The organism is Azospirillum aestuarii (assembly GCF_016632405.1).
Classification (GTDB): Bacteria; Pseudomonadota; Alphaproteobacteria; order Azospirillales; family Azospirillaceae; genus Azospirillum; species Azospirillum aestuarii.
This window is the reverse complement of record NZ_JAEPIV010000024.1, coordinates 61165-84728: the sequence shown is the minus strand read 5'-3', so window position 1 is coordinate 84728 and position 23564 is coordinate 61165. Positions and strand designations below refer to the sequence as shown.

Here is a 23564-nt window from a genome sequence, read left to right as displayed (position 1 = left end):
TCAGGCCAGACCACGCAGCTCGGCCGCGGAAAAGCGCCGCGACGGCGGGGCGAATTCCATCGCCTTGAACAGGGCCAGCGTGATCCGTTCGTCGCCGCTGCGGACCGCCGCAGCCGCAGCCGCGGCGACGTTCTGCACGATCTCCCCGATCAGGCCTTCCGAGACCCGGAAGATCGCCTTGGCGAGCGGCTCCTCCGTCAACTCGGATTCGCGCCGCAGCGGCAGCTCAGCCACGAGGCTGTTGAGGAGACGGGCGTAATCCTCTCCGTATTCCCACCGCCGCAGCGGGCAGTTGACGAGCCGCGTGGACAGCTCGCCGTCCGCATGGATCACCGCGGCCAGGGAGCGGTCGCCGATCAGCACCGGCGACATGTCCCAGCGCTGTCCCATGACGCGCAGAAGCGTGTGGAAGTCCTTCGCCCCGGTTCCGCTGAAGCCATGGTGCGCGTCGTCGAAGATGAAGATCCGCGGCTCGTATTCGCTGAGCAGATCCTCGACCTGTTGCCGCCGCCCCTCGATCGTGCGCTGGGTGGTGTCCGGGACGCGGCCCATGGCGCGGATCATCCCGGTGAGGAAATCGAGCCGGGATGCCGCGGTCGGAACCTGGAAATAGTAGGTCGGCCGGACCTGCACCGTCGCCGTCCTCAGAAACTTGTCGGCGACCATCGTCTTCCCGTTGCGGTATGGGCCGCAGATGGCCACGCCCATCGTGCGGATGGACCGCCCGCGCTCGCGGACCTTCGACAGCGCGGTCAGCGCCTGCGCGGCCGCCGGGTAGCCGATCCACCGCATCTCCTCCATGGCCACGCAGCGCGCCTCGGTGTCGAGGGTTTCCAGCTGCTGACGGGCACGGGGGCTCAGGTGATCGGTCATGGGTCCTCCCAGGCTTCGACGGTGAAGCGTTCCGTGGTCCGGGGCAGGCGTCCCAGCCCATCGCCCGTGGTCTTGAGGCGGTTGAGATCCATGTCGGCCGCCTGCGGCTTGGGCGCGTCGCCGGCGACGCGGGCCGCCAGGGCATCGCTGGCCGCCTTGCGGGTGCCGCGCGTCTTCCGCTCGCTCGGGGACGCCGGCGTCAGCGCCGCCGCGACCATCTCGCGCGACACCCCCTTCTCCGTCCAGGTGGTCTCCGCCTCCGCCCGTTCCCGGGCCCGCTCCGCCTCGAGCTCCCACGCCGTCTTCGGCGCGAGGTCGCCGTCGGCCCGGGGCACGGTGATCCAGTGCTCCAGCGTCGGATGCCACAGGTAGATGTGGCTGACGTCGTTGCGGTTGATCTTGATGCGCAGCTTCTTGCGGCCCCGGTCGGCGTACAGATCGGCAAGCCTGGGGTCCTCGGCCGACCAGTAGTCGAGCCCGAAGGCCGGGATGCCCTTGCCGGACAAGCTGCACGTCTTTTCCGGCAGGAAGGCGAGTTGCACTTCCTCCCAGTCGACGTTGAGAAGGTGCTCCGGGATCAGGGCCGCGTGCTTGGCCCATTCCAGATCGGGGCGCTTGCGCGTCTTCTTGTCCATTTCCCCGTTGCAGATGCGGAAGGCTGTGATGGCGACCGCCTTCTCAATCTGCCCGTAGGTGAGGCAGGCGCGCTCCTCCGCCGGGTAATCGCCCCGGTCGGCGATCGACGAGCCGGTCTGCCCGCGGGCCGTGCGGAGCTGCTGGTTGATCGATCCCTGCAGGCGTTCGACCACGTTCCGGATGTGCGGCTCGCCGCGCCGGGGGTCCACCTTGATCCGCAGATCCTCCAGGCTCCGGTTGTCCTCCAGCGCCTTGTACCAGGCCGCCCGGTCCGAGACGATCCGCTCCGGCCGGCCGAAGACGTCCGTGGCCTCGATGCCCAGCTTCTGGAAGTAGGCCGCCTTCGGACGGACCGCGTGCTGGATGCACAGCCCGATCGCCTCCCGGTTGGCCGAGCGCGGCCACAGCCAGAAGCCCAGGATCATGTGGGTCAGCACGTCGACCAGGACGATGACCCAGAGCCGCTTCAGCAGGTTGCCCGCCTCGTCGACGGCGAGCAGGTCGATCTCCGTCTCGTCGATCTGGCAGACCTGCAGCGGGTAATCGGGGACCAGCGAGCCGCCGCGGCGCCGGTGCTTGCGGGCCGCGGTCGGCCCGCCCCGCCGGCGCGCGACCTCCTCCGCCGTCCAGTGCGTCCAGAGGCGGTCCTTCACCGTGTTGAACGAGACGGGCTTCAGCCCCGCGCTCTCCAGGCGGCCGTTGATGATGGTCAGGGCCTCGTTCAGCGAGCGCGGCTCCCGCTGCAGGTAGGTCTCGTCGAGGCCCGTCTTGATGATCGCCTCGACCTCCGCCGCCAGCCGGGGGCCGCGGCCGGAATCGTCGCGCAGCAGGTCGCGGACCAGCCGGCGGGGGCCGTACTTGCGCAGGTAGCCGCGGATGGTCTGGGGCGTTCGTTTGAGGCGGGCCGCGAGGTCGGCGACGGCGGCGGCCCGCTCCGCGCTGTGCGGGGCGGACCGGTCGAGGATGCGGTCCAGGTGCGTGGCCAGACGTTCGGCCTCGACCCAGCGCGCGTTGCCGAGCGGGTCCTCAACGGGTTCGCCCATGGCGCCTGCGTCCTTTTCGGGAAAGCTTTCGGCTGCAAGAAAACTTTCAGGCGAAAACCTTCCGCGAAAGGCTATGAAAAGTCGACATAAATTTCATTAGAGGTAGGGAAAATTCTTAAGTGGGAGCGACACTGGGTTTTGATCGGCAATCTTAATCGGTGTCGCGCCGAGATAGCCTGCTCGGCGCGCGCGGTCCTTTTCGGTCCGCGCTGCGCATTGTTACCTGCCTGTTGCCGCAGTGCTGAAGAGGTGGACATCGTGGGCTGCTGCAGCGATGATTCCTTCCGCGTTGAGGTCAAGGCTTGCGCCACCGCTATCTGCTATCTTGCCCACGCCTTCGACGACAAGCGCGTTGTTCTGGATCGATCCGAGCCACAGTAGTCCTTCTTCCGTGCTGGCGGCGAAGCGGACAATGCCATTCGTTTGAAACAGATCGCCATCGAAATTGAAGACCTGCGGACGCGTGGTGTCCCGCACGAGGTTGAGGGAGCTGAACAGAGTCACGCCATCCTCTCCGATCTCGTAGAGCCAGATGTTCCTGTCCTGCGGACCCACAGAACAGTTCACCACCAGAAGCTTGTCGCCGAGAACGGAGATATTGTTAATCCCCCGCTCGGCCGAGGGCGAATAGCGCTCATGGAAAAGAACGTTGCCCGTCTCCACGTTAAATGCCGCGATATCCCCGTCCTCTGAGCCGGAAAGGACGATGGCGCCTTTCCAGAAGGCGAGGCCGCGGATGTTCTTGAGGGGATAGGGGCTTTGGATGGGCTGCAGCGACCGCAGGTCGACCGCACGAAGAAGCGCAAGAGACGCTCCCTTGCGCTGCCAGACGAGCGCAAAACCGTTTGCATGACCGGTCACGACAACGTCGGAGCCGCTCACTTGACTATGCGCCACGCTGTTGGCGACGCCGTAGGACGCGTCATACGTAAATGGCTGAGAGGCACCGAACTCGCCGGACGCGGACCGTGCTCGAACCGCGATCTGGTCTTCGCGATCGGCATACAGTATCGTGTTGTCATCGAGCGCTGAGAGCATCTCAATGCCGCCGCCCGACGAGGTTACGATGGATTGGAGCAATAGAGGCGTAGACTCACCGGTCTCTGGCGTCCGAAACACCTCTAGCGATCCGTCCCAACGACCGACGGCAAACGTCTTTGCGTCAATCCAGTCTACAATCTGGGCGCGCGTATACTCTGTAAAGAGTGACTTCAATTCCGGCGTCTGCGCGAGTGCGCCGTTTGTGGATACAGCCAGAATGACGCACGCGCGCATCACATACCGGTAAACAAAGGCCGACATGAGTTCCTCCTATTCTGGAACGTTGATGGTTCCTTCGATAGGCTCATTGAACTGTAGGACGCCAACTGCGGCGAACCAAGAACGGCGGGATCAACGTCCTCTTCACTGCAGCTGTGTTTGACTGATAATGGCGGCGTAATTTTCGCCCTTTCTATGGCGTCACCCCGCCCTGGAGCGCATGGTGAACGGCTATCCCCCCAACCGCCTCGCAGATCTCCTCCCCTGGAACTGTAAGCCCGCTGTCAACACCTGATCCGGTGCACGCTCCGCTTATGGTTTTGTGACTATTCCCGCGGTTTGGCGCTGCGGCATCGCGCACGGCGCCGGACACGCATCAGTCCGGAGGCTTCGGCGGCTGCACCGGCACAACGATCGGGGTCCGCAACCCTCCACCGCCTCCAGGCAGGAACAAGGGTCCCTCTGCGTTCGGGATCGGCACTTTGTCATGCGTATATTCGGTGCGGATCGTCGCGTCCAGTTGTTGCAGTTCACCAGCGCGCAATTCGATCAATTCAGCACTGTTTGCGTTGTACTCCTCAAGTGCGCGGGTTCTTTCTTCTGTTGTTTGGCGCACAGTATCGATCGGGGCCTGCGGCTGGCCATTTGCCCCCACCGGTGTATTTTGGCCGGAATATAGGGTCCCGATCTTGATTGCGCCCTCGACGGCGCTGAGCGCTGTGCTTATGGTGTTCAATGTATTCATCAATTGTTGATGCCGTGCGGCGTCCTCCAACGACTGCTGGTAAGCTGTATACAGATCGTTGAAGGCTTTTTCTTTCGCCGAGAACTCGCGACCGAGGGCATCGACGCGAGCGCGCCGATCTTCCGATGAGAGATGCTTCGAGTAACGTTCCGCTGTCTGATGCCAGAAGGTGGATCGTTGCAGCGTCATCAGCCCGCCGGGCGGCATCGCCGTCGTCCATGCCCCGAGCAGGTCGCGCCGGTGACCTTCTCGGACGGCGTTGGCTTCGAACTGTTTGCGCCAGACCGGATCGGTCCCAGGGTGAGACTTCTGAGCATAAAAATGCCCGTCTTTGTTGCTCACCCATATATAGTACGAGTGGTTGCGCGGGCTGGAGGATGTGGAGCTCAAAGATGGCTTGCGAACGAACTCTGCCAACGCATCCAGTGGCTCGGTGCCCACCCCGATCGGCGTGACTAGCTGCCCGCCAGGCACTTGCGGAGTACCAAACTCATCGGCGTGTATGTTCACGCGAAGTAGAAACCCTAGGGTGGGCTTGCCATCAATCGCGTCGTGAATTTGCTGCTGGGTCGCATTGATGCCCAGCTTAAATTGCTCCTTAAGCACGCTGTCCCGCAGTTCCAGGCCAGTCCACTTAAGCACGGTCAGCCACAACGGATCATCTACTAAGTCCAGCGCGGGAGACTGGTCGGGCGATGGAAAGGCGTCATCGTCGATCAGAATGCCACCGGCCATGGCTAATCTCCGTGTTCAAGTTTGGCAATCTTGGCCTGGAAGTCGTTGAGGAAGGTGAGCGTGTCTTTTGATGTCTTGGAAAGTGCCCGCAACGAAACAACCCGAGGCCCTATTTTTGTAAGCTTATCCGCCGTTTCCGTCATCCGGGTGCGCGCGTTCAGAAACTCGGCCTGACACGGCAGAAGAGCGGATGCCCACTCTTCTGGGCGATAATCGCCGATCGACGGAGAGCCGTCCTGAGGCACAATACGCACAAATTTTGCCAGGCAAGACTGAACAATGTGCTTCCACGGACCGTCGGGTCCGGGAGGCACTCGGATCTGCGCCTTGACCGGTGCCTCATCGCTCGAAAGAGTTCCCTCTGCGATCATGGCGGCTGCGACCGCATTGAGTTCACTGAACGCTGACGGATCCACTTCGATCCACACATCATCGCTGCGGAGGCTCCAAAACCTCGAGACAGGAACACCCGGGGGGCACCCGGGCACCGGCCCATCCACCGTCCAGACTTTTTCATAGCACTCGAATTTAGCTTTCTCTTTCGCCTTCTGTATCAAGGAAGCCATTTCATTCGTAGCGTTTTGAAGCGCGCCATGGAGATATCTGTCATCATTTGCATCTCCTTCCGTCACGACCGTGACCCAGTTCCGGTACCGATCAATTGCGGCGTCTGCCCGCGTTTTTCGCTCGGTCAGCATGCTCATCGCAAAGGTTTCATGAAACGCGCATTCCGACACCACCGGCAGCAGCGCAAACTGAGGATACGACATAAGAACGTCGCGCGCCTCTCTCAGCGGTGCCAGGATTTCTTCCTCAAGCTCTTCGCGGTTCTGTTCTGCGGCGTATTTGATGTCGTGGGCGCGAAGGTCAGCATCGTACGTCTGCTTCAATTCGATAAGGCGTCCGCTGATGCCACGCACTTTGGCTTTATACAGCTCAAACACGACATCGCGAGGCACCTGCCCCAGAGTGGCTTCGAGGTCTTCGAGCCGCTGCAGGATCTCCATTATACCTTTTTGAACAGCAACAATCTGTTCTGATAACTTTTTTAGGAGTTCAACCTCCATCGCCTGCAGGCTGCCGCCACCCGACATGAAAAGGCGACCTATGTTCAGGGCTGTATTGGCTATCATGATTGCCGTGACTGGATCCATGCATCCCCTCCCCAATTTTCATCAAACGCTTAACGAATTCAGGGGCTCATCAGTCCAGCATACTACGTACAGCGTTCGACAGGGCAAGGCACTCTTAGCGTTACGCTCCCATCAATTAGCGTTACGCTCCCATCAATCGGCCGCGCAAGACATCCACTACGCCTTTTGCTTGAGCTGCCACTGACTACGTTCTGACGCCATTCTCCGATAGCCTGAGCTCTCGAATAGCGATTCAACAGCTTCCCCCGCCTCGAGCAACAGTTTCGCAGGCGGATTTTCAACAGGGATGTAGAGGACAGATCCGTCGACGACATCGACACGCTCCACTGGCGTAATCGTATGGAACGTTGCGACCGCTTCGGCAAGCAGCGCTTCGTCCGCGCAATTGATTTCAACGAACAGGCCACGATCGTCATCATAGACGTAAAGGCTTGCGTCGTAGATGAACGAACTGACAGCCCGTTTGAGAAGGTCATGGCGGGGGCAGGCGCTTGCGGTTTGGATGGGCGAGGCGGTGGAGCATGAGGCGGATCATGGCCAGGGTGACCATGGTTTCTGAGACCTCCGGGAGTTCCTCGTAGTCCTTCGATAAGCGCCGCCACCGCCCAAGCCACCCGAGTGATCGCTCGACCACCCACCGGCGCGCAACGAGGATGAAGCCGCGACCGGCGATCCGCCGGACGATGATCAGGGTCAGCCCGAGCAGGAAGCAGGCGAGGATTACCGGCATCCGGTTATAGATGCTGTCGGCGAAGACGGCCAGCAGCCAGCAGTACAGGCGTTTGATCGGTGTCAGCAGTTCTCCGGCGCTGTCGGCATCCTGAACGTCGGCCGCGTGGACGAGGACGCCGAGCAGCAAACCCGAGGTATCGACCGCGAATGTGGCTTGCGCCCCCAGACCTTCTTAGCCGCGTCGTAGCCACGCGGGCCCCTTTTTCGGTCGTCTTCACGCTTTGCGTGTCGATGATGGCGGCGGAGGGACTGGGCTCCCGTCCCTCCTGTTCGCGCAGCATCGTCAGGAGGTGATGGCGCATCGCCTCCCACACGCCGTCACGCTGGAACAGGCGCATGTACCAGTAGACCGTTTGCCATTCCGGGAAGGCGGGAGGCGGTGGCAGGTGCCGCCACTGGCAGCCGGTCCGCACCACGGAAAAGAGCCCGTCCAACAGGCGGCGCATGTCCACCGAGCGTGGCCGCCCTCCGGGCTTGGCGGGCGGGATGAGCGGCGCCAGCAAGCGGTATTGCTCATCGGATAGCGCCTGACCGGCGCCAAAATCACCGACCAGGGCACGATCTTGCGGCGTCCACATGGCGGGCCTCCAGAGCGGGATTGATCCCCTCCAACAGGCGCCGGAAGACCCGCATTCCACCCCTCAGCCTGCCTCCACCTCACGACGCGCAGGCACTTCCGGAGCTGGCCGATAGCCAAAGGACGCCCGCAGTCATTGGACCGCTCTGACCGCAACTCCAAATAGGTACACTGCCATAGCTGATAGTTCTGCAAGTCAATCTATAATGCATATTTGCGGGAAAAGGTTATCTATGGACGAATATTTACGTCATCAGGAAAATGGAGAGAGCAATGAAAATCCTCTATGCAGTGTTATTAGCCTCGCTCGTCCTGGCCGCGCCGCAGGCGGCGAATGCGCAAGGGGCGGGAGTCTGCAACCGCCAGGCCGATGAAATCGCCTCGAAAGTCCAGGGCGACGCTCAGGCGTGGATCGATGCGATTGACCATTCTCTGCCGCAGGACGAGCAGGATGCCTTGAAGCTTCTCTTCTCTCGCAACAGGGATCGATCTTTGCAGGTCGTGGACAAGCAGAAAGAAGAATGCACCGCTCAATTCAAAGATATGCAGAATATGATGGATGCTGTCGTGGCGTTCTACACGGGCGGCCTCTCGAAGATTTTGGCGCCCCGGATGACGCATGTCGATGTGTCCGAGATCCTCGCCGGCTATCCGCTCGGCGGGCCGAACGCGCTCATTCCCAAGTTCCGCGAGGACGTCCTCAGAGGCGACAACGGAACCATAGCCAACATCGTGCGTGATCCTTGGAAATGTCTGACCTTCCAAAGGAAATGCTAGCCGCGGAGGACGCGTCATGGCGTTATTCACTCTACGGATGTTCACTGTCCTGCTGCTCGTCGCCCAGCCGTTCGACCTAGCCTTCGCTCAGCAAGCAGGCGTCTGCAACCGCCAAGCCGACGACATCATGCAAGGGCTGAACCGGGATACCGAAGCCCGGATCGCCGCCGTAAACGGCTTGGAGCTTCCGGACGACGAGAAGCAGGCGCTCATTCTCCTTCACCTCCGCGCCCGCGATCGCGCGCTTCTGTCCGCCGAGCAGATGCGCCAAGTCTGTACGGCGAATTACATGCCTAAGCAGCAAATGGCCAACCTCGTGGTTTCGGTCTACACCGCGGGCCTGTCAGAGTTTCTCCCCAGGCAGCTCACGTATGTGGACGTTTCCGAAATCATGGACGGTCGCCCTCTCGGTGGCCCGAACGCGGCCATTCCCAAGGCGCGCGACGACACCCTCAATACGCTCGGCATCGGCGGCGACGCTAAGAAGATCATCCAAGATCCGAAGAAGGTCCTGCCTTGGAACTGGTGACGTATGCGAGCCTGCGGATCGCAGGCAGGGCGGCCGGTGGGTTCGCGCTACCGCTGTGCCCACTGGTCGCTCTTTTCCTGCTCCAGCGCGTGCGCCTCGTTGGAGCGCAGGAAGGTGACGAGACTTTCGACAGCCGAGCCGGGCTCACAGCGCAAGCTCTACATCGGCGCGCAGATGCACCGCTGGCGCGGGTTAGGCCATTATGGCAAAAGTCAGAGCCATCGAAGAATCGCCGCCCATCCAAACCGCAAGCGCCTGCCCCCGCCATGACCTTTTTAAACGGGCTGTGAGTGAGTGGCCAGACGGGTTCGAGAACTTCGCCACGAACAGCGTGTCGCTGTAGCGGCCGGGATAGCCGCCTTCAGGAGGGCGCGAGTTGCCCACGGACGCCCTGGGACTGGGCGATCACACAGCCAGCGGTACGCCGACGACGTCGACACAGACTGCACAGTGCGCTCGCGACAATCGGGAGCAGCCGTTGTCCTCAGGCATCCCTATGAAGCCACTTCAGTTACATAATTTCCTCAAAATCCCTCACGTTCAGGAAAAATGCCGGATTGTTGTGGCTCATCGGTTGTCTTTCTTGACCTCAGAAAGGCAACTACGTAGCTTTCCATTACCCAAATCGGTGGAGGCATCGCATGGACGGCGACAAGATCCGCGCACTGCGGGAATTGCGTGGATTGACCCAAGCGGATTTAGCGACCGCGCTGAACGACATGACCGGGCGAAAACTGGACAAATCCAAGGTTTCGAAGTGGGAAAGTGGTAAGGAGAAGGTTCCGGCTGACGTTGCAGGCCTTTTACTGATGCTGACGTTGCAGCGGACGGAGGACACTGCTTCCCGCCGATGCGTGACGGTGTCACTGGCCATCCAAAAGGGCGGCACGGCTAAGACCGCGACAAGTCTGTGTCTATCCTACGTTCTGGCTCGCGCAGGTTACCGGACGCTGCTGGTCGATGGCGACAGCCAAGCAAACGCGACTGTTCAGGCAGGCGTACCTGTTGGAGAAACGGTGGAACTGACCAAGTCCGGGCGCACCCTATATCATGCCTTGACCGGGAAAACACCGGTCGACTCCTGCATCCTGCGGACGGCCTATCCGAATCTGCACCTTCTGCCTTCCAGCATTGCGCTTGCCGTCGCTGAAAAGGAGATGACGCAGGACCAGATCAGCCCAAGCGGCTTCATGCGCCAGATGATCGGGCAAATCCGGAACCAGTATGACTTCGTCGTGATCGACTGTGCCCCTGCCCTATCGGCGTTGACCATGAACGCGCTTGTCGCGTCGGACTATGTCTTGATCCCGTGCCAGACGGAAGCACCGGCAATCCTGGGACTCGATCACCTGAACAACACCCTGCGTGAAGTGCAGCAACGGGCGAACCCCCGTCTGCGCATCCTCGGCATCGTACCAACGATGTACAATGCGCGGCTCAGCCAGGATCGTGCGTCTCTGGACGACATACAGCAGGTCTGGGGCTCGTCGATGCATGTGTTCGATCCCATTCCGCGGGCAACCATTTACTCTCAAGCCGCGGCCAGTCAACGCATTACGGTTGAGGCCGATCCAGGGGCACCCGGGATCGTAACTTTCGTTGAGATCGCCCGGCAGCTGATCGACGCAACAGCGAACACAGCGGAGAGCGTCCATGCCGCCTAAGCTTCAGCGCACGACCCGCACACAGATGATGGCCGGTCCGGCAGGCCGTGAAGCCATTCCTGAAGTCAGCGCGAGTTTGCACGGCCTCTCCGGCGTTCTCCCCCGACTGGTCGAAGCGGACCTGGACAGCATCACCGCCAATCCGGACCAGCCGAGAACAGTTTTCGACGAGGAAGCACTTGGCCTTCTGGCAGAGTCCATAAAACGGTACGGCCTCCAGCAACCAATTCTGGTCCGGGAGACGGAGGAAGTTGGTCATTACCGTTTGGTGGCCGGCGAGCGGCGTTTGCGCGCTCATCGCATGCTGGGGCGGTCCACCATTCCGGCAATTATCACCAAGGGGAAACCGGAAGAACTCGCGCTTATTGAGAATGTGCAGCGCGTCGATTTGGACGCCGTCGACCTCGCCCGAGGCCTGAAAGCGCTAATCGATACCCAGGGCTTTTCGCAGGTGGAAGCTGGTGCTGTGGTCGGCTTATCCGATAGTGAAACCTCGCGGCGATTGAGCATTCTCACATTACCCTCCGATATCCTTGCCGAATATCAGGCTGCTCCTGACACAGTGAGCAAATCTGCGCTGTATGAGCTAGCCGCAGTTGAGGGTGAAAATGCCCAGCGGGCTCTTTGGAACCAAGCCAGAGGTGGCATGACGGTGCGGGAGATGCGGGCGGCTAAGCCGCGGACCCGCCAAAATCTGGAGCCGTTGCGCGTGTTAGGCACCAGCCTGAACCGAATTGGGAAGGATATCGGAGCCGTCCGTGCGGTTCGTTCAGCCATGGTTGCCGAGCATCGTGAACGCCTCCATCAGCTTCGCCAGGAGATCGACGACCTTCTTAGTGAATGAAGCGGCTTGCGACGTCGGGAGCATCCCTGGGTAGCCGTCTAATCTCTGGCGCAACCCAAAGGTGCTCCCGACGTCGCAAGTCTATGGAGTAGAGCGCCGGTGCTCGAACCGCCCTCCCCTTCTATGCTGGTATTGCGCTGACCACGCGGGGCCTCCGCCGTGGAGGACACGGTGGGAGAAAGGCAGCATGTTCGACCGGTATCGTGGGACGAGGCGGCGCACTGATCCCCTGAGCGGTCTGAACGACCAGCAGCGCGAGGCGGCCACGGCGTTGGACGGCGCGTTACTGGTGCTCGCCGGAGCCGGCACCGGCAAAACGAAAACCCTGACCGCCCGCATCGCCCATCTGATCGCGGAGCGGCGCGCACGCCCCTATCAGGTCCTGGCGCTGACCTTCACCAACGACGCCGCGGAAGTCATGAAGGACAGGCTGTCGGAGATGATCGGCGAGGAACGCGCGAGCCAGATCTGGGTCGGCACCTTTCATTCCATCGCCCGCCGCCTGCTGGCCGAGCGCCCCTGGCTCGCCGGCCTCGCCAAAGGGTTCGAGATCGCCGACGCCGCACAGTCGCGCAGGGCCGTCCGCATTGCGATGGAAGACGCCGGCATCGAGGGTCACGACGACCGCGACGCCGTGCACGCCGCCGCGGCCGCCATCGCCACCATGAAGGACGAAGGAATCACGCCCGACGAGGCGTCCGTCGCCGGATGGATCGGCGCGAAGTTCGGGGGAGACGAGGTTCCGGAGGATGTCGCCACGGCCGCCCGGGTGTACGCGGCGTACCAGGCGATCCTGCGCGAGGACAATCTCGCGGACTTCGGCGACCTTCTGCTGTGGGTGGTCAAGGCGCTGGAGGGCGATGAAAGCTACCGGCGCGACATTGCCGGCCGCTTCCGGTTCATCCACATCGACGAGTACCAGGACACCAACGTCCAGCAGGCGCTGTTCGTTCATCTGCTCGGGCGGGATCACCGCAACGTCTGCGCCGTCGGCGACGATTCCCAGTCGCTGTACGCGTGGCGCGGGGCCGACGTCGGCAACATCCTGGGCTTTCCCGATCAATGGGCGCCCTGCCGCATGGTGCGGCTGGAGATCAACTACCGCTCGACACCGGTCATCCTCGCCTGCGCCAACGCCGTGATCGCCAACAACAAGCGCCGCTTCGCCAAGACCTTGCGGCCGGACCCCACCCGCCGCCATGGCGGCCCCCCGGTTCGTGTGGTCGGCGCCGAGTCCCTCGAGGACGCCGCGGACTGGCTTGCCGACGACATCCGCCTGAGGCGGGCCGAGTGCGACGACGAACCCGGAACGCTGGTGCTGTACCGGGCGAACTGGTTGAGCCGGGTCGTCGAGGAGGCCTTGATCGATGCGGACCTCCCCTACACCGTCGTCGGGGATGTCGGGTTTTGGGGCCGTCTCGAGGTCCGCGACGCCCTCGCCTATCTGGCGCTCGCCGTGAATCCCGCCGACGCGGACGCCTGGGAGCGCATCGCGAATTTTCCGCCCCGCGGACTCGGAGACGTCGCCATGGAGCGCATTCGCGCCGCAGCCGGCGCCGGCGATCTGGTGGAGGCTGGGCGTCGCCTTGCCGACGCCGGGATGCTGCGGGGCGTCCAGGCGTCCGGCGCCCGCGCCCTCGCCGACGCCATGGCCGGGTGGCGGGACACGGCCTCCTCCGGCGGCTTCGCCGACCGCCTTCAAGGCCTTCTCGACGCCGTCGGCTACGAGGAACACTGGCGGGCCGCCGACGATCCGCGCGCGGACGAGCGCCTCGACAACGTGGCGGAACTGCTGCAGGTGGCCAGGGAGGTCGGCAGTGCCGCCGCGCTGCACGACCGGGCGGAACGGGCGGCCCAGGCCGAACGCGACGACGCGCCGGTGCGGCTGATGACCGTGCACGCCGCCAAGGGGCTCGAAGACGACGAGGCCTATCTCTTCGGTGTCGACGAGGGCATCTTTCCGTCGGCCCACGCCGTCCGCGCCGAAATGCACGATGGCGGTCGCGGCATCGAGGAGGAACGGAACGGCATGTATGTCGGCATGACCCGTCCGCACGAACGCCTGACGGTCGTCCACACCTCGACGGCCCCGAGCCGCTTCATCGACGAGATCCCCGAACAGGAGACGCTCCGCATCGAGGGACGGAGCTGGAGTCGGATGCGCCGGCGACGCCCGTCGGCCGACGCGCTCGCCGCGGCCCGGACCCTGGCCCGGACCCGGCGCCGGAGCATTCCAGCGGCAGCGCTGAATGACGCGGCGTTGCTCGCCGCCTGGACCTGCGAGGCGAATTCGGCGGCACCGGCAGAGCCCTGACGACCTCCCGGCCGGGGCTCATCGGTGCATCGAAGGACGTGCTCCGAGACGGGACGCCTGGAGTGTTGTCGCGCGACGGCGCGTTGACGCACGACCGTGCCCGGTCTATATAAGTGGGGACCTCTGATTTCATGGAAACATGAACGGAAGTCTCCAGCTCAAGGCGCGCCGAGGCCTCGGTCAACTACGCCCGGCGCGCCGCCTGCTGACCTCCCCACCGTCAGTTCGACAGGCGCTTCAGCCCTGCCCGGTCCAGTGCCGCGGCGATGAGATCGTCGGGCGACCGTGGATGCGGGCCGATCGCCGCCATAAGCGATATCCGATCCCCGGCGGCGAGAGTGCAGACCTGCACGGATTTGCTGTCCCAGCGGCGCTCGGTCTCCTCGTCCGGCACGATCGTGCCTTCCGCCATCAGCACGATGGCTTGGCAGGAGGTGAGGCGGTTGGCGGTTTCCGGGGAACCGTCGATCGTCTTCAAAAGCTGCTTGAGCAGAATGTCGACTCCGAGGACGGGCGAGAGGCATGCGACGTCCGCCGCTCCCGTCCACCGGTCGCCGCGATCGATCCACGGACCAGGCCGCGTCCAGGCCAGAATGACGGCGATGCCCGATCCCCCGAGCGCGACGAAGCCGCGGTTCGATCCGTCGTAGCTGTTGAGTTCCCACACCGCGGTGTTGCAGGCCTGCAGCCCTTCCAGAAAGGGCTCCATCCATTCCGGATCATCGCAGGGAACGTCGGTGGCCAAGGCTGGCCGCTTGCCCTGCGCCTCGCAGATCCGGTCATGCTCCATCTGGGCGGCGGCCGATACGGCGACCACGGCGGTCATGGTCGCCTGGAGCTCGGGATCGACCCGAGCGATGGCGTCCCGCAGCTCGTCACGGCGCCGTTCGTCCGGGACCAGATCGAGGATCGCCGCCAGCTCGGCCACCGACAAGGGAGCCTCGAGATCGGGCGGCCGGTACTCGTCCGCGGGTGCGGGCGGCGGAGCCGGTGGCCGTGGTGGTGCTGGAGACCGTTGCGGAGCGCCGTGGGACGCCGGATGGGCCGGGACGGAGGCCATCGCCGGCGCCGGCGGCAGAGGCGGCATCACCTTGTCCTCGCTCCGGACAGCCTGGACCGGCGGAGCGGGCAGGGCGGTCCCGAGACCGGCGAAGGGGGAGGGGAGGCCGTCGTCCGCCGGCGCCGGAGCTTCGTCGGCGTGATGCCGCCGGGCCCGCCGGTCGAGCCAGTGATCCAGCAAACGCGCGAAGACGGTCGGCAAGGGCAGAGCGACAAGGGTCGCCCAACACCACAGCAGAAGGGCAGGCCAGCTCAGCAGGAACAGGATCTGCGCCGGGGTGTGGAAACGGGCACCGGCGAGGAAGGCGGCCCACACATAGGCATAGTGGCCGGTGTTCAGGACGTCGAAGCCGCAGCCGATCCACAGCGCCGTTTTGAACGGCCATACCGTCAGCACGAGCCAGAGGAACCAGCCGACCAGGCGCGAGCTTCCGGTCACGGAGCGACACCGCAGGACGCCCGGGCGAGAGCCCGAAGCTCGTCCGGGCCATGCAGATGGAAGGCGGCCCGAAGGACGCTGTGGTCACCCTCGGGATCGAGACGCCAACCGTGCCGCGCCAAAGCGAACAGGCAGCTGCGATCGCCGGCGAGGAGCGCCAGGGCCTGCAGCGACGGCCGGTCCGGCATCGGCGGGTTGACGATGCGGGGAATTCCGGCGGCCGCCGAGCGCCATGCCGCAGACGAGATCCGGCCACCGTCCGGCAGTGTTCCCGATGGGCCACCGGGCTGTCCCGCCAGAAGACCGTCGAGGTCACGGGCCGCGCCCGCGAGAATGCAGGCGACGACCTGCCTACGGATCTGCCGCCGCCGGCTCCACATCAGCACCCAGAGCACACCGGTCAGCAGCGTTGCCACCGTTAGACGGCGTTCCGGCATTCGCTGTCCCTTTCCGCAGGCTCGAAACCGAAGTTCAAGGAACGGTACGATCGACCGTTTCCACAAGTCGAGCACCTGCACGATGGCCGAGCGGAAGACCAATGCTCCCTTCCTCATTCTGCCCCTGCTGGCCTTCGCCGCCAGCCTGATCCTGCTCAACGGGGTCCTGGAACCATCCTGGATGGCATTCTGGATGATCATTCCGGCCATTCTCGCCATCGTTGCCGCTTCCGGACTGGCGATGGCGGCAGGCTCCGGCGCCCCCGTCGACGACGGCATTCCGGCCGAGGACGCGGTGGAACGTGCGATTCCATCGCCGGTGCCCGGGCCGAAGTCATCCGGTTCCTCCCAACGCCTGATCCGGCGAGGACGTGTCCTCCAACGGGCGGGATTGTGTCTCGCCGGATTCGGGCTGCTGTGGGGCGGCAGCCTCGGCGGTTGCGCGATTCTGATGGCATTGTTGGGGGGCATCCTGCACGAGGCCAGCGTGCGCCGGCCGCTGCGCCGGCTCGCCGGTCGAAAGGCATCCGGGCGTTCGCAATCTCCGGCCTCCTAACACAAGAGCCGCTGTCCGGCGTCGACCGCCGGTGCCGCCGACCGTCGACCAGCCATGCCGAACAACGAGGCGAGCGGATTCAGGTCTTCCGACCGTTTCAGGTACATGCCGGCGAGCATCTGCGCGCGCGATGTTCGGATCTCATGCGCCGGACGATCGCCGGCGACCAGCGCGCACAGCGCCGCCCGGACTTCGCCGTGCCGGTCCACCGCCCGGCTCCACGAAATGTCCGACAGCCCCAGGCACAGGGCGGCGATCCGCCCGACGATCCGAAGATCGTCCAGATCGGCGGATTCCGGCCCGGATTTCCCGGTCCGATACTGCGCGAACAAGCTGGCGAAGGTGGGGCTGACGGAAGCGAGCAGGCGTCCGTTCCAGCGTGGAGGGGGCATGGCCGGCTTCTGCGATTCCGGAACGAACGGGAACAGGTCCGGGGACGGTTCGTCGTTCCCGCCACCCTTCTCCCGGGTGGAGTTATCCACAGACCTGGACGCTACATCACCCGCATAGCCATACAGAATACCATCCTGCGGATGGTCTAAGCTTGTAGTGTTATGCGTCTCGTTGCTGGGATGCGCGCATATTGTTTTCTCATCCAAAGCCTTGGAAACGATGGCTTCGGCGAGCGCCCTGGACCTCGTCTCGACCAGCCGGATTTCGGTGTCGATCGCCGCGAGGCGGCCAAGATGCTCGGACTGCCCCTCCTCGTCGACCCTCGCATCGCGGCGCAGGATCATCCTGGCCTCGGCGATCAGCGCGTCCGCGTGCCGTGCGTTGGCGACCAGCTCGACGCACTCCGGCTCATCAGGTCCGGCGCCGGCGGCGGATGCGGCATCCTCGTGCTGGCGGGTCAGATCGGCCCGGCAACGGATGCCGGCGACGATGCTGCGCAGCGCCCGGCCGCGCTCGGCCTGGTGCCGGGCGACTTCGACCATGCGCCGATGAAGATCGACCAGGGGGGACAGGTCGAGCCCGTACAGCTCGACGATCTGGCCCGTACTGTCACGCACGGGCTGACGCCGGTTGCCGGGACCGATCTCCAGCTTCAGCGCGGAGGCCGCGCGCAGCCAGGCAAGGTGACGGTTCACCGTGGCGATCGACAGACCGGTGGCCTGGGCGATTCTCGCGTTGCCCGGCCAGACGACGGGGCGGCCGCCAGGGCGCCAGTCCTCGAGCCTGGTGTGATCGAGCAGGAAGGCCAGCGTATCGAGAGCGCAGCGGGGGAAGGGCAGGTGACGCCCTGCGGCGCGGAGCGGTTCCAGCAATTGTTTAGGATGGGACAGCGAAGCTGGAAGCCCGCCGAACGCGGCGGCGGCGGCGGCGGCGCGGTAGTCGCCCGCAACGAAGCGCGCCCGGCCGGGAGGGGGCTTTCGGACGAAGGAGGATTCTTGCATGCACATCTCTCCCGTGGCGGGACCTTGTCCCGCGATCGGTGGAGCGCTCGGGCACAGAGGCAGCGTTACCGGAACCGTGAAATTCCAGTTGACGGGCACAAATGGCTGGTGCAGTGTCTAGGAGCTGATTACCTGACACTGCTGCCGGTCATGTGTTCATGTCGGCTCGTCTAAGCCCAGGCTCTCCGGAAGGGGGGCTTGGGCTTAGTCGTTTCTCGTGCGCGTTCGATTGGCCGTTGGCATGTCCTGTCCGATGGCGTGATCGGGCCTGCTGAAGACGCGCGCATGAATCGTCATGCAGACGCGCTGAAGGCGCGACCGTAATCAAAGGGGAGTTTGTGATCGACGAGCAGAGCCGTGGCGGGCGAATGTCAGCACCGCGTGAAACCACGGAGTTTCCGAACTGCCGGAAACCCTCGAAAGCTTCTGAATGGATTGCTCGGAGAGAAGGGCGATTACACGGTCATTTGGGTTCTCCAACTCTTCCAGTTTCTGGTGACGGTCATCACCCGAATGCAACTATGGACTGGAGTCCCCACACAGCGCAAGCGTAAGAGTCTATTCCGCCATCACCGCCTGGAATCCGGATGGTCGATTTCCCAGTTCAAGCGGAAAGCGCAGCCTGTCCCCTACTCAACAACGCCGTCCGCTCGCGCAAAAGCGATGTTTTCCATCGCGGGTTCGCCGATAAATCATTCTCTTTTTCCTCGAATCGGCCGTGCATTTCAACACATCGAGCCAGTGCAACCGAATAAACGCAATCGGAGGGTTAGAAACCCTTGTGGGAGCGTGGGCCCCGGGGGACCGCTCCGACCAGGAGTCGCGCGCCACGTCCCCCACTTGGCCCCTGCACCTCACAGCGGTGGCACCTGAACGCGCCACCGCCAAGCCCCTCTCGATCGACGCCATGGCATTGAATCACCGCAGGCTGGCCAGGACGCGGACGGGAGCGGCGCCATCCTGAGCGATGGACCCGGCGGACGAATTCGCCTCGGCGGCGGCGATCCGGACGCGCAGATCGGTATAGCCGGATTGAACGGCGTTGGCGGCGAAGGTGATGGCGGCGACGGCGGCCAGAACGGCAATCGACTTCATGGTCAATCCTTTCAATTTGAGCGGCTGAGTGGCGGCTGGCTGTCCCGGTGCATCCTGTTGCACGACGCCGGGCGGCCTGTCTGACATCAACGATGCGCCGCACCCCCCGCCATTGCAAGAACTTTTTTCGCACTCTCCAAACAAATTATTCGCCGATATTTTAAATAGGCGGCCGTCGTCTTTGGTCAAAGATGATACTTGCATGCGGAATGACAGGACATTACATGAGCTATTCTATTGTCCGCCACTCATTATCATGACATGACGGCACATTTCCTTTCGTCACGATGTATCGACATATCATGCTGACCGTTTCGCAGTGGCCCGGCGGTTCGGCGGCTTTTTTTTGGGGGGGAGAATGGCGAATACATGAGGCCACAACGAATGCCGGCGGATGGACGGACAAGGACCGTGACGTGGCTTATGATCAGAGGCCGACTCCGCGTTGCCGGGGCCCGACGGGCGGCAACCGAAAAAGCGACGTCGGCACCCTGCCGGCACCCTTCGGGCACCGACCTGGGGCACCACCGCCTCCGGCACCCTTTGGGCACCGGAGGCGACTGCGGCTATGGTTTGGGCCTCAAACGTGCGCTGCCGGTGCCCGTAGGGTGCCGGCAAGCTGACAGGGACCGCCAAATGCTTGCGGCCCCGAATGCAGCGTCCTGCCGGCGCCCTTCGGAACACCGGCAGGACGCGCCATAGGAAATCCGGACGCCCTCGGCACCCTTCGGGCGCCTGCGGGCATTCCTGGGCACCCTCTGGGCACCCAGGGACGGTGCGGGCCGCGGTCACCAAGCAGGCAAGGCATGCGCCGCCGAATGGCCGGTATGGCCAACAGGAACGCGCGCCGCCGATCATGCGCTGCCGGTGCCCGGAGGGTGCCGGCAGGAAGGATGAACGTCGCGACGGTCGTGCGACGCCGGCGCACCAGCAGACGCTTTTACCACCCCCCTTGCAGCACCCTTCGGGCGCCGCGCCGGGGAAACCGCCCCGCCTCCGGCACCCTTCGGGCACCGGAGGCGGGGGCATTGAAGGCGGAGACAGGCCGACGGCACCGAAGGCACCGTCGGCCTGTCGGAGCATCGTGGCCGATGGTCCGTCAGGGACCGTGCGTCGGCGCCCCATCGGCATGCCCGGGCACCACCACGAGGTGTTGGGCCAAGGCGTGGAACGCAACCCGATGGATCGGGGACGCTATCGCCGCGGGGTCGATGCTGTCCGGTCTCCGGGCCGTCATGATGACGGGTCCGGCAAAACGCTCCACCTCGTTGGCCAAAGCAGCGGATCTGAGCAGATCTTCGTAGCCGGCCGGATAATCCGGCCGAAGCAGCAGAAGATCGGCCGCCTCCACCAGCAGCAATGCGCCGATCCGCTCGGCGCGGTCGATGAACGTCCGGAGATCCTGGTCGCGGAGCGTCCGCACCTCAGACGGCCCCAGTTCCACGACAGGCAGGCCATGGCGATGGGCCAGGGCGCGCGCGCAGGTGCTCTTTCCGCTGCCGGCCGGACCGAGGAAGAGACAACGAGCAGAGCCGTGAAGCCACCGACGGCTCTCGAACCAGGGCTCGACCGCAGGCACCGTCCGCCAGCGGCTCTCGGACAGTTTGTCCGGCAGGGGCCGCTGGGGGAGGGAGGCGGGATCGTGGAGTGCCAGCAGCCGTTCGGCACGCCCGAACAGCGACACGGCCTCCTCGTCGGCCCGGAGTTTGCGCCATTCCATCGGCGAATGCCGGATGTCTCCGAACTGTCGGCCGAGATCGCCGAACGCCAACCGGTCCATCGACGTCGCCGCCCCGGCGCCGATCAGATCGCCCAGGCGGATGATCTCGGCGGCGAGATCGAGACTGGAGCGGCAATCCGCAAGGTCACCCATGCACGGCGGCTCGGCTGCGGCGCCGGAGGAATGCAGCGTCATCCTGCGGGGATCTCCTGGCCATTGGACGCGGGACGCCGAAACGGCAGCGCCCCCTCGCCCCGATCATGCCGATGGCCCGGCCGGCGGGTCGAGCACGCCCATGAACGCCGTCGGCGACCTCGCCCCGATGCCGCTACCTGGGCCGGCCGTTCGTGGAGGCTCGAATTGATGGATTACCACCCGGTACCGTCGTGTGGAGCACACGCACGACGGAGACTCACAGGGCATGACCGACGGACTTCTCACCGAGGAGGAGGCACACACCGCCATCGCGGAGGACATTCTCGGCGCTGTCGAGCGCAACGCCGCCGGGGAGTGGGTCATGCCTTGGGCCGGCTTTTCCGCCCGCCCGACCAACGCGTTCTCCGGCCGCCCCTTCAAGGGACAGAACACGCTCGCTCTGTGGGCGGCTGCGCGACGGAACGGCTATACGGCTCACCTCTGGGCATCCCCGGAGGCATGGGAGCGGAACGGCGGCGCCATCCGGACCGGCGAAACCGGCACCCTAATCCTGGTCCCAATTTTCGATGAGGAGGCTCCGGCGGCGGCCTGGACCCGTGAGACGCCGGGCATCGCCAGGAAGCTTGGTCCCATCGGTGGGGACGCCCTGGGCGGGCAGCTCCGCCCGATGATCGGTTTCGAACGCCAGCGGTGGTTCAACATCCATCAGGTCGACGGTGTGCCGATCGCGCCGCCGGCGGTGCCGTCACCAACACAAGCCGCCCTGAAGCTGGAGGATGCGCTGCTGTCCTGGCAGCCTCTGCCGGACGATCCCGTCGGCGGCCCCGCCCTCATCGAGGGGGGAGTCCGGGCGTTCTGGAACCCGGCGACCGACCGGGTCAACATGCCGCCGAAGGCCGCCTTCCAACCGCGCGACGGGCTGAGCGGCTACGAATATTACGTGCTGACTTTCGCCCATGAATGCACGCACGCCACCGGGTCGGCATCCCGCCTACGCCGCGACACGCTGCTCAACTACGGCAAGGGCAACAACCGCCCGAAGGAGGAGCTGGTAGCGGAGATCGGCGCGGCCTTCCTCTGCGCACAATTCGGCCTGCCGGCCCAACTTCTTTCCCACAACACGGCCTACATCGCGAGCTGGATGCAGCATCTCGGGACCCGCGGCAAACGGAAGAGCTTCTTCTGGGCGGTGGGGCAGGCGGAAAACGCCTGCGCCTACATCCTCCGCCGTGCCGGCGGCGGCCGCCATTGGCCTTTGGCCACCGCGGGAGCGTGACGGATGGAGAACGGAATCCACAGTCGGGAACGCAGCACCTTGCCGCCCGCCTTCCTTCAGTTGGCCGCCCAGGTGACGGCAACGGCCTTGCGCAGCCATCCCGGACTGGAGATCGGCACCTCGCCTGACAGCCGGATCGTCCGGCTGACCCACGGCCCTCGGGCGCTTCCGCCACCACCACCGGCCGCTTGCGAGGGCGGGATGGCTCTCCACCTCGTCGACGTCGTTCTGCGAATGAACGGCGAGGACGCGCTCTACGGGATCGCCAATCTCGGCTGGCACAGATCCGCCCAGGACGTCCTCGACAGCGCCATGGAGCATCTCCTCCAGAGCCTGCCCGTCCGGTTCACCGGACCGGACGATCCGGTCGTGCAGCGGCGCATCGTCGGGCGGATCGATCTCTGCGACTGCTGCTACGGGACCGGGCGTCACCCCGTGTTCCAGCCGGACCGGCCGCCGGAGGCGTGCCTGCTGTGTTCGGGGACCGGCGAGAAGATCGTGCCCGACGACGTCTGGCGGTCGTTCCTGCGCAGCATGAGGCATGGGCACCATGATCCGGTCGGGGCAGACGCGCCCGCGCCGGTGCTCGAATGGCCGAGGTGAGGAGCGGCATGCTGGTCGGCATGCATTTTCCAACAGCGGAGTTGTGCTCATGACCGTCTCCACCTTTCCGATCGGACAGGCTTCACCGGTGTCGGCCGGCTTCTTCACCGGCCTTCCGCCTTCGGTCGAGACGGCGGGCCGTGCCGCCCATGCCCGCGCCTACGCGTCCGGCCGCACCCTCGGAGTGGATGAGGCCCATTGGAGGATCACGGCCGAGCATCTCATCGCCGGCGTCGCGCTGCTGGCCGCGGAACGAAGCGACCGCGATGCCGGCGATGCGGACGACGGTCGGATCGCCGCGCTGATCAAGGGCATCGCGTCCGGCGCTTACGGCCTCGACGACCTCATCAAAGAAGGGCAAGCCCTTTCCTATTCCAAGACCGTGATCGATGGCCTTCAGCATGTCCTGCTGTTGCCGCTCGGTGAACGGTCCGCGATCATCGCCACCGCCATCTTCGCGTTGAAACACTCCTCCCATGGTGGAGGCCATGCGCCGGCGGCGGCATAGCTCTGCCGGTTCGGAGACTGCGTCCCCATGACCATCCCTTCCTCCGCGCCGGGGCCGGACCGACACACGGCGCTCCTCACCTTTGCCGAAGGATGGTTGAGGATGGACGTGCTGATCGGGGGCTTGGCCACGTCCGAAGAAGCCGAATGGTTCGACCGATCCGCTCGCGCTCTTCGCATCAGGCCCTCGCGGTGCGGTGTCGTGGCTGAAGTGGATCTCGGCGATCGCTCGATCCGGATCGATCCCGGCACGGTCCGCGTCAGCGCCATGGCGATCGATGAAGGTGCCCCGTTCGTACCCGACGACATCGTGACCTCGCCGGATGGCGGCGTGATCAGTCTTGCCTGGACAGCCGCCGATGCGCTCAACCGCATGGGTGGCGCCGTCCGCCTCCTTCATAGACAGGCCGGCGTTGCGCCAGCCTGCCTGCTTTGACCG

Annotated in this window: 20 protein-coding genes and 1 pseudogene; 10 read left to right on the top strand and 11 right to left on the bottom strand. The window is 64.4% G+C overall.

All coding sequences use genetic code 11. The features are described 5' to 3' along the window. The 6 genes and pseudogenes from JJL56_RS26515 to JJL56_RS26490 form a co-directional block, all read right to left on the bottom strand. Positions 1-873 (bottom strand): TniB family NTP-binding protein, encoded by an 873-nt coding sequence (locus JJL56_RS26515; RefSeq protein ID WP_200486916.1) that lies wholly within the window; start codon positions 871-873, stop codon positions 1-3. Then, positions 870-2552: a transposase family protein gene (locus tag JJL56_RS26510; protein ID WP_200486915.1), complete on the bottom strand. Its 1683-nt coding sequence runs from the start codon at positions 2550-2552 to the stop codon at positions 870-872. The genes JJL56_RS26515 and JJL56_RS26510 overlap by 4 nt, the downstream gene beginning before the upstream one ends. A gap of 219 nt (positions 2553-2771) precedes the next feature. Beyond that, positions 2772-3854, bottom strand: coding sequence for a hypothetical protein (locus tag JJL56_RS26505; protein ID WP_200486914.1), 1083 nt, complete (start codon positions 3852-3854; stop codon positions 2772-2774). Positions 3855-4188: 334 nt separating this feature from the next. Then, the gene (locus JJL56_RS26500; RefSeq protein ID WP_200486913.1) at positions 4189-5292 is read right to left on the bottom strand and encodes a hypothetical protein; all 1104 of its coding nucleotides are present in this window, start codon (positions 5290-5292) and stop codon (positions 4189-4191) included. Between the two features lie 2 nt (positions 5293-5294). Further along, a complete protein-coding gene (locus tag JJL56_RS26495; protein ID WP_200486912.1) occupies positions 5295-6446 on the bottom strand; it encodes a hypothetical protein in 1152 nt (383 codons plus the stop codon). A 472-nt stretch (positions 6447-6918) separates the two neighbouring features. Beyond that, a pseudogene (locus tag JJL56_RS26490) lies at positions 6919-7756 on the bottom strand (IS5 family transposase). 272 nt (positions 7757-8028) lie between these two features. On the opposite strand from JJL56_RS26490, the gene JJL56_RS26485 reads away from it, so the two are divergent. From JJL56_RS26485 to JJL56_RS26465, 5 genes are all read left to right on the top strand, one after another. Continuing rightward, positions 8029-8532: a hypothetical protein gene (locus tag JJL56_RS26485; protein ID WP_200486911.1), complete on the top strand. Its 504-nt coding sequence runs from the start codon at positions 8029-8031 to the stop codon at positions 8530-8532. A 16-nt stretch (positions 8533-8548) separates the two neighbouring features. Then, positions 8549-9061: a hypothetical protein gene (locus JJL56_RS26480; RefSeq protein WP_200486910.1), complete on the top strand. Its 513-nt coding sequence runs from the start codon at positions 8549-8551 to the stop codon at positions 9059-9061. Between the two features lie 641 nt (positions 9062-9702). Then, complete coding sequence (locus JJL56_RS26475; protein WP_200486909.1) at positions 9703-10725, top strand: AAA family ATPase; 1023 nt, start codon at positions 9703-9705, stop codon at positions 10723-10725. After that, the gene (locus JJL56_RS26470; RefSeq protein WP_200486908.1) at positions 10715-11569 is read left to right on the top strand and encodes a ParB/RepB/Spo0J family partition protein; all 855 of its coding nucleotides are present in this window, start codon (positions 10715-10717) and stop codon (positions 11567-11569) included. Before JJL56_RS26475 ends, JJL56_RS26470 begins: the two co-directional genes overlap by 11 nt. A 187-nt stretch (positions 11570-11756) precedes the next feature. Next, positions 11757-13883 (top strand): ATP-dependent helicase, encoded by a 2127-nt coding sequence (locus JJL56_RS26465; RefSeq protein WP_200486907.1) that lies wholly within the window; start codon positions 11757-11759, stop codon positions 13881-13883. Positions 13884-14103: 220 nt separating this feature from the next. Here JJL56_RS26465 and JJL56_RS26460 read toward each other — a convergent pair whose 3' ends face one another. Together JJL56_RS26460 and JJL56_RS26455 are read right to left on the bottom strand one after the other, a co-directional pair. After that, complete coding sequence (locus JJL56_RS26460) at positions 14104-15381, bottom strand: hypothetical protein (protein WP_200486906.1); 1278 nt, start codon at positions 15379-15381, stop codon at positions 14104-14106. After that, a complete protein-coding gene (locus JJL56_RS26455) occupies positions 15378-15920 on the bottom strand; it encodes a hypothetical protein (RefSeq protein ID WP_200486905.1) in 543 nt (180 codons plus the stop codon). The genes JJL56_RS26460 and JJL56_RS26455 overlap by 4 nt, the downstream gene beginning before the upstream one ends. On the opposite strand from JJL56_RS26455, the gene JJL56_RS26450 reads away from it, so the two are divergent. Then, a complete protein-coding gene (locus JJL56_RS26450) occupies positions 15901-16374 on the top strand; it encodes a hypothetical protein (RefSeq protein WP_200486904.1) in 474 nt (157 codons plus the stop codon). The genes JJL56_RS26455 and JJL56_RS26450 overlap by 20 nt on opposite strands. Here JJL56_RS26450 and JJL56_RS26445 read toward each other — a convergent pair. From JJL56_RS26445 to JJL56_RS26435, 3 genes are all read right to left on the bottom strand, one after another. Then, positions 16371-17768: a helix-turn-helix domain-containing protein gene (locus JJL56_RS26445; protein WP_200486903.1), complete on the bottom strand. Its 1398-nt coding sequence runs from the start codon at positions 17766-17768 to the stop codon at positions 16371-16373. The genes JJL56_RS26450 and JJL56_RS26445 overlap by 4 nt on opposite strands. Before the next feature lie 918 nt (positions 17769-18686). Further along, a complete protein-coding gene (locus JJL56_RS26440; protein WP_014242629.1) occupies positions 18687-18863 on the bottom strand; it encodes a hypothetical protein in 177 nt (58 codons plus the stop codon). 1099 nt (positions 18864-19962) lie between these two features. Continuing rightward, on the bottom strand, positions 19963-20778 hold the full coding sequence (locus tag JJL56_RS26435; protein ID WP_200486902.1) for an AAA family ATPase: 816 nt from the start codon (positions 20776-20778) through the stop codon (positions 19963-19965). A gap of 226 nt (positions 20779-21004) precedes the next feature. On the opposite strand from JJL56_RS26435, the gene JJL56_RS26430 reads away from it, so the two are divergent. Genes JJL56_RS26430 through JJL56_RS26415 form a run of 4 tightly spaced genes read left to right on the top strand, consistent with a single transcriptional unit; the run spans position 21005 to position 23561 of the window. After that, positions 21005-22015, top strand: a complete 1011-nt coding sequence (locus JJL56_RS26430; RefSeq protein ID WP_200486901.1) for a zincin-like metallopeptidase domain-containing protein — start codon at positions 21005-21007, stop codon at positions 22013-22015. 3 nt (positions 22016-22018) lie between these two features. After that, positions 22019-22618: a hypothetical protein gene (locus JJL56_RS26425; RefSeq protein ID WP_200486900.1), complete on the top strand. Its 600-nt coding sequence runs from the start codon at positions 22019-22021 to the stop codon at positions 22616-22618. Between the two features lie 49 nt (positions 22619-22667). Beyond that, complete coding sequence (locus tag JJL56_RS26420; RefSeq protein WP_200486899.1) at positions 22668-23126, top strand: hypothetical protein; 459 nt, start codon at positions 22668-22670, stop codon at positions 23124-23126. A 27-nt stretch (positions 23127-23153) separates the two neighbouring features. Beyond that, positions 23154-23561 (top strand): hypothetical protein, encoded by a 408-nt coding sequence (locus tag JJL56_RS26415; RefSeq protein ID WP_247891272.1) that lies wholly within the window; start codon positions 23154-23156, stop codon positions 23559-23561. Positions 23562-23564: the final 3 nt, after the last annotated feature.

What these genes read in the sequence shown, in the direction of transcription:
- JJL56_RS26515 (WP_200486916.1), bottom strand. Translation starts at nt 873, where the DNA reads ATGACCGATCACCTGAGCCCCCGTGCCCGTCAGCAGCTGGAAACCCTC.
- JJL56_RS26510 (WP_200486915.1), bottom strand. Translation starts at nt 2,552, where the DNA reads ATGGGCGAACCCGTTGAGGACCCGCTCGGCAACGCGCGCTGGGTCGAG.
- JJL56_RS26505 (WP_200486914.1), bottom strand. Translation starts at nt 3,854, where the DNA reads ATGTCGGCCTTTGTTTACCGGTATGTGATGCGCGCGTGCGTCATTCTG.
- JJL56_RS26500 (WP_200486913.1), bottom strand. Translation starts at nt 5,292, where the DNA reads ATGGCCGGTGGCATTCTGATCGACGATGACGCCTTTCCATCGCCCGAC.
- JJL56_RS26495 (WP_200486912.1), bottom strand. Translation starts at nt 6,446, where the DNA reads ATGGATCCAGTCACGGCAATCATGATAGCCAATACAGCCCTGAACATA.
- JJL56_RS26485 (WP_200486911.1), top strand. Translation starts at nt 8,029, where the DNA reads ATGAAAATCCTCTATGCAGTGTTATTAGCCTCGCTCGTCCTGGCCGCG.
- JJL56_RS26480 (WP_200486910.1), top strand. Translation starts at nt 8,549, where the DNA reads ATGGCGTTATTCACTCTACGGATGTTCACTGTCCTGCTGCTCGTCGCC.
- JJL56_RS26475 (WP_200486909.1), top strand. Translation starts at nt 9,703, where the DNA reads ATGGACGGCGACAAGATCCGCGCACTGCGGGAATTGCGTGGATTGACC.
- JJL56_RS26470 (WP_200486908.1), top strand. Translation starts at nt 10,715, where the DNA reads ATGCCGCCTAAGCTTCAGCGCACGACCCGCACACAGATGATGGCCGGT.
- JJL56_RS26465 (WP_200486907.1), top strand. Translation starts at nt 11,757, where the DNA reads ATGTTCGACCGGTATCGTGGGACGAGGCGGCGCACTGATCCCCTGAGC.
- JJL56_RS26450 (WP_200486904.1), top strand. Translation starts at nt 15,901, where the DNA reads ATGGCCGAGCGGAAGACCAATGCTCCCTTCCTCATTCTGCCCCTGCTG.
- JJL56_RS26445 (WP_200486903.1), bottom strand. Translation starts at nt 17,768, where the DNA reads ATGCAAGAATCCTCCTTCGTCCGAAAGCCCCCTCCCGGCCGGGCGCGC.
- JJL56_RS26440 (WP_014242629.1), bottom strand. Translation starts at nt 18,863, where the DNA reads ATGAAGTCGATTGCCGTTCTGGCCGCCGTCGCCGCCATCACCTTCGCC.
- JJL56_RS26435 (WP_200486902.1), bottom strand. Translation starts at nt 20,778, where the DNA reads ATGACGCTGCATTCCTCCGGCGCCGCAGCCGAGCCGCCGTGCATGGGT.
- JJL56_RS26430 (WP_200486901.1), top strand. Translation starts at nt 21,005, where the DNA reads ATGACCGACGGACTTCTCACCGAGGAGGAGGCACACACCGCCATCGCG.
- JJL56_RS26425 (WP_200486900.1), top strand. Translation starts at nt 22,019, where the DNA reads ATGGAGAACGGAATCCACAGTCGGGAACGCAGCACCTTGCCGCCCGCC.
- JJL56_RS26420 (WP_200486899.1), top strand. Translation starts at nt 22,668, where the DNA reads ATGACCGTCTCCACCTTTCCGATCGGACAGGCTTCACCGGTGTCGGCC.
- JJL56_RS26415 (WP_247891272.1), top strand. Translation starts at nt 23,154, where the DNA reads ATGACCATCCCTTCCTCCGCGCCGGGGCCGGACCGACACACGGCGCTC.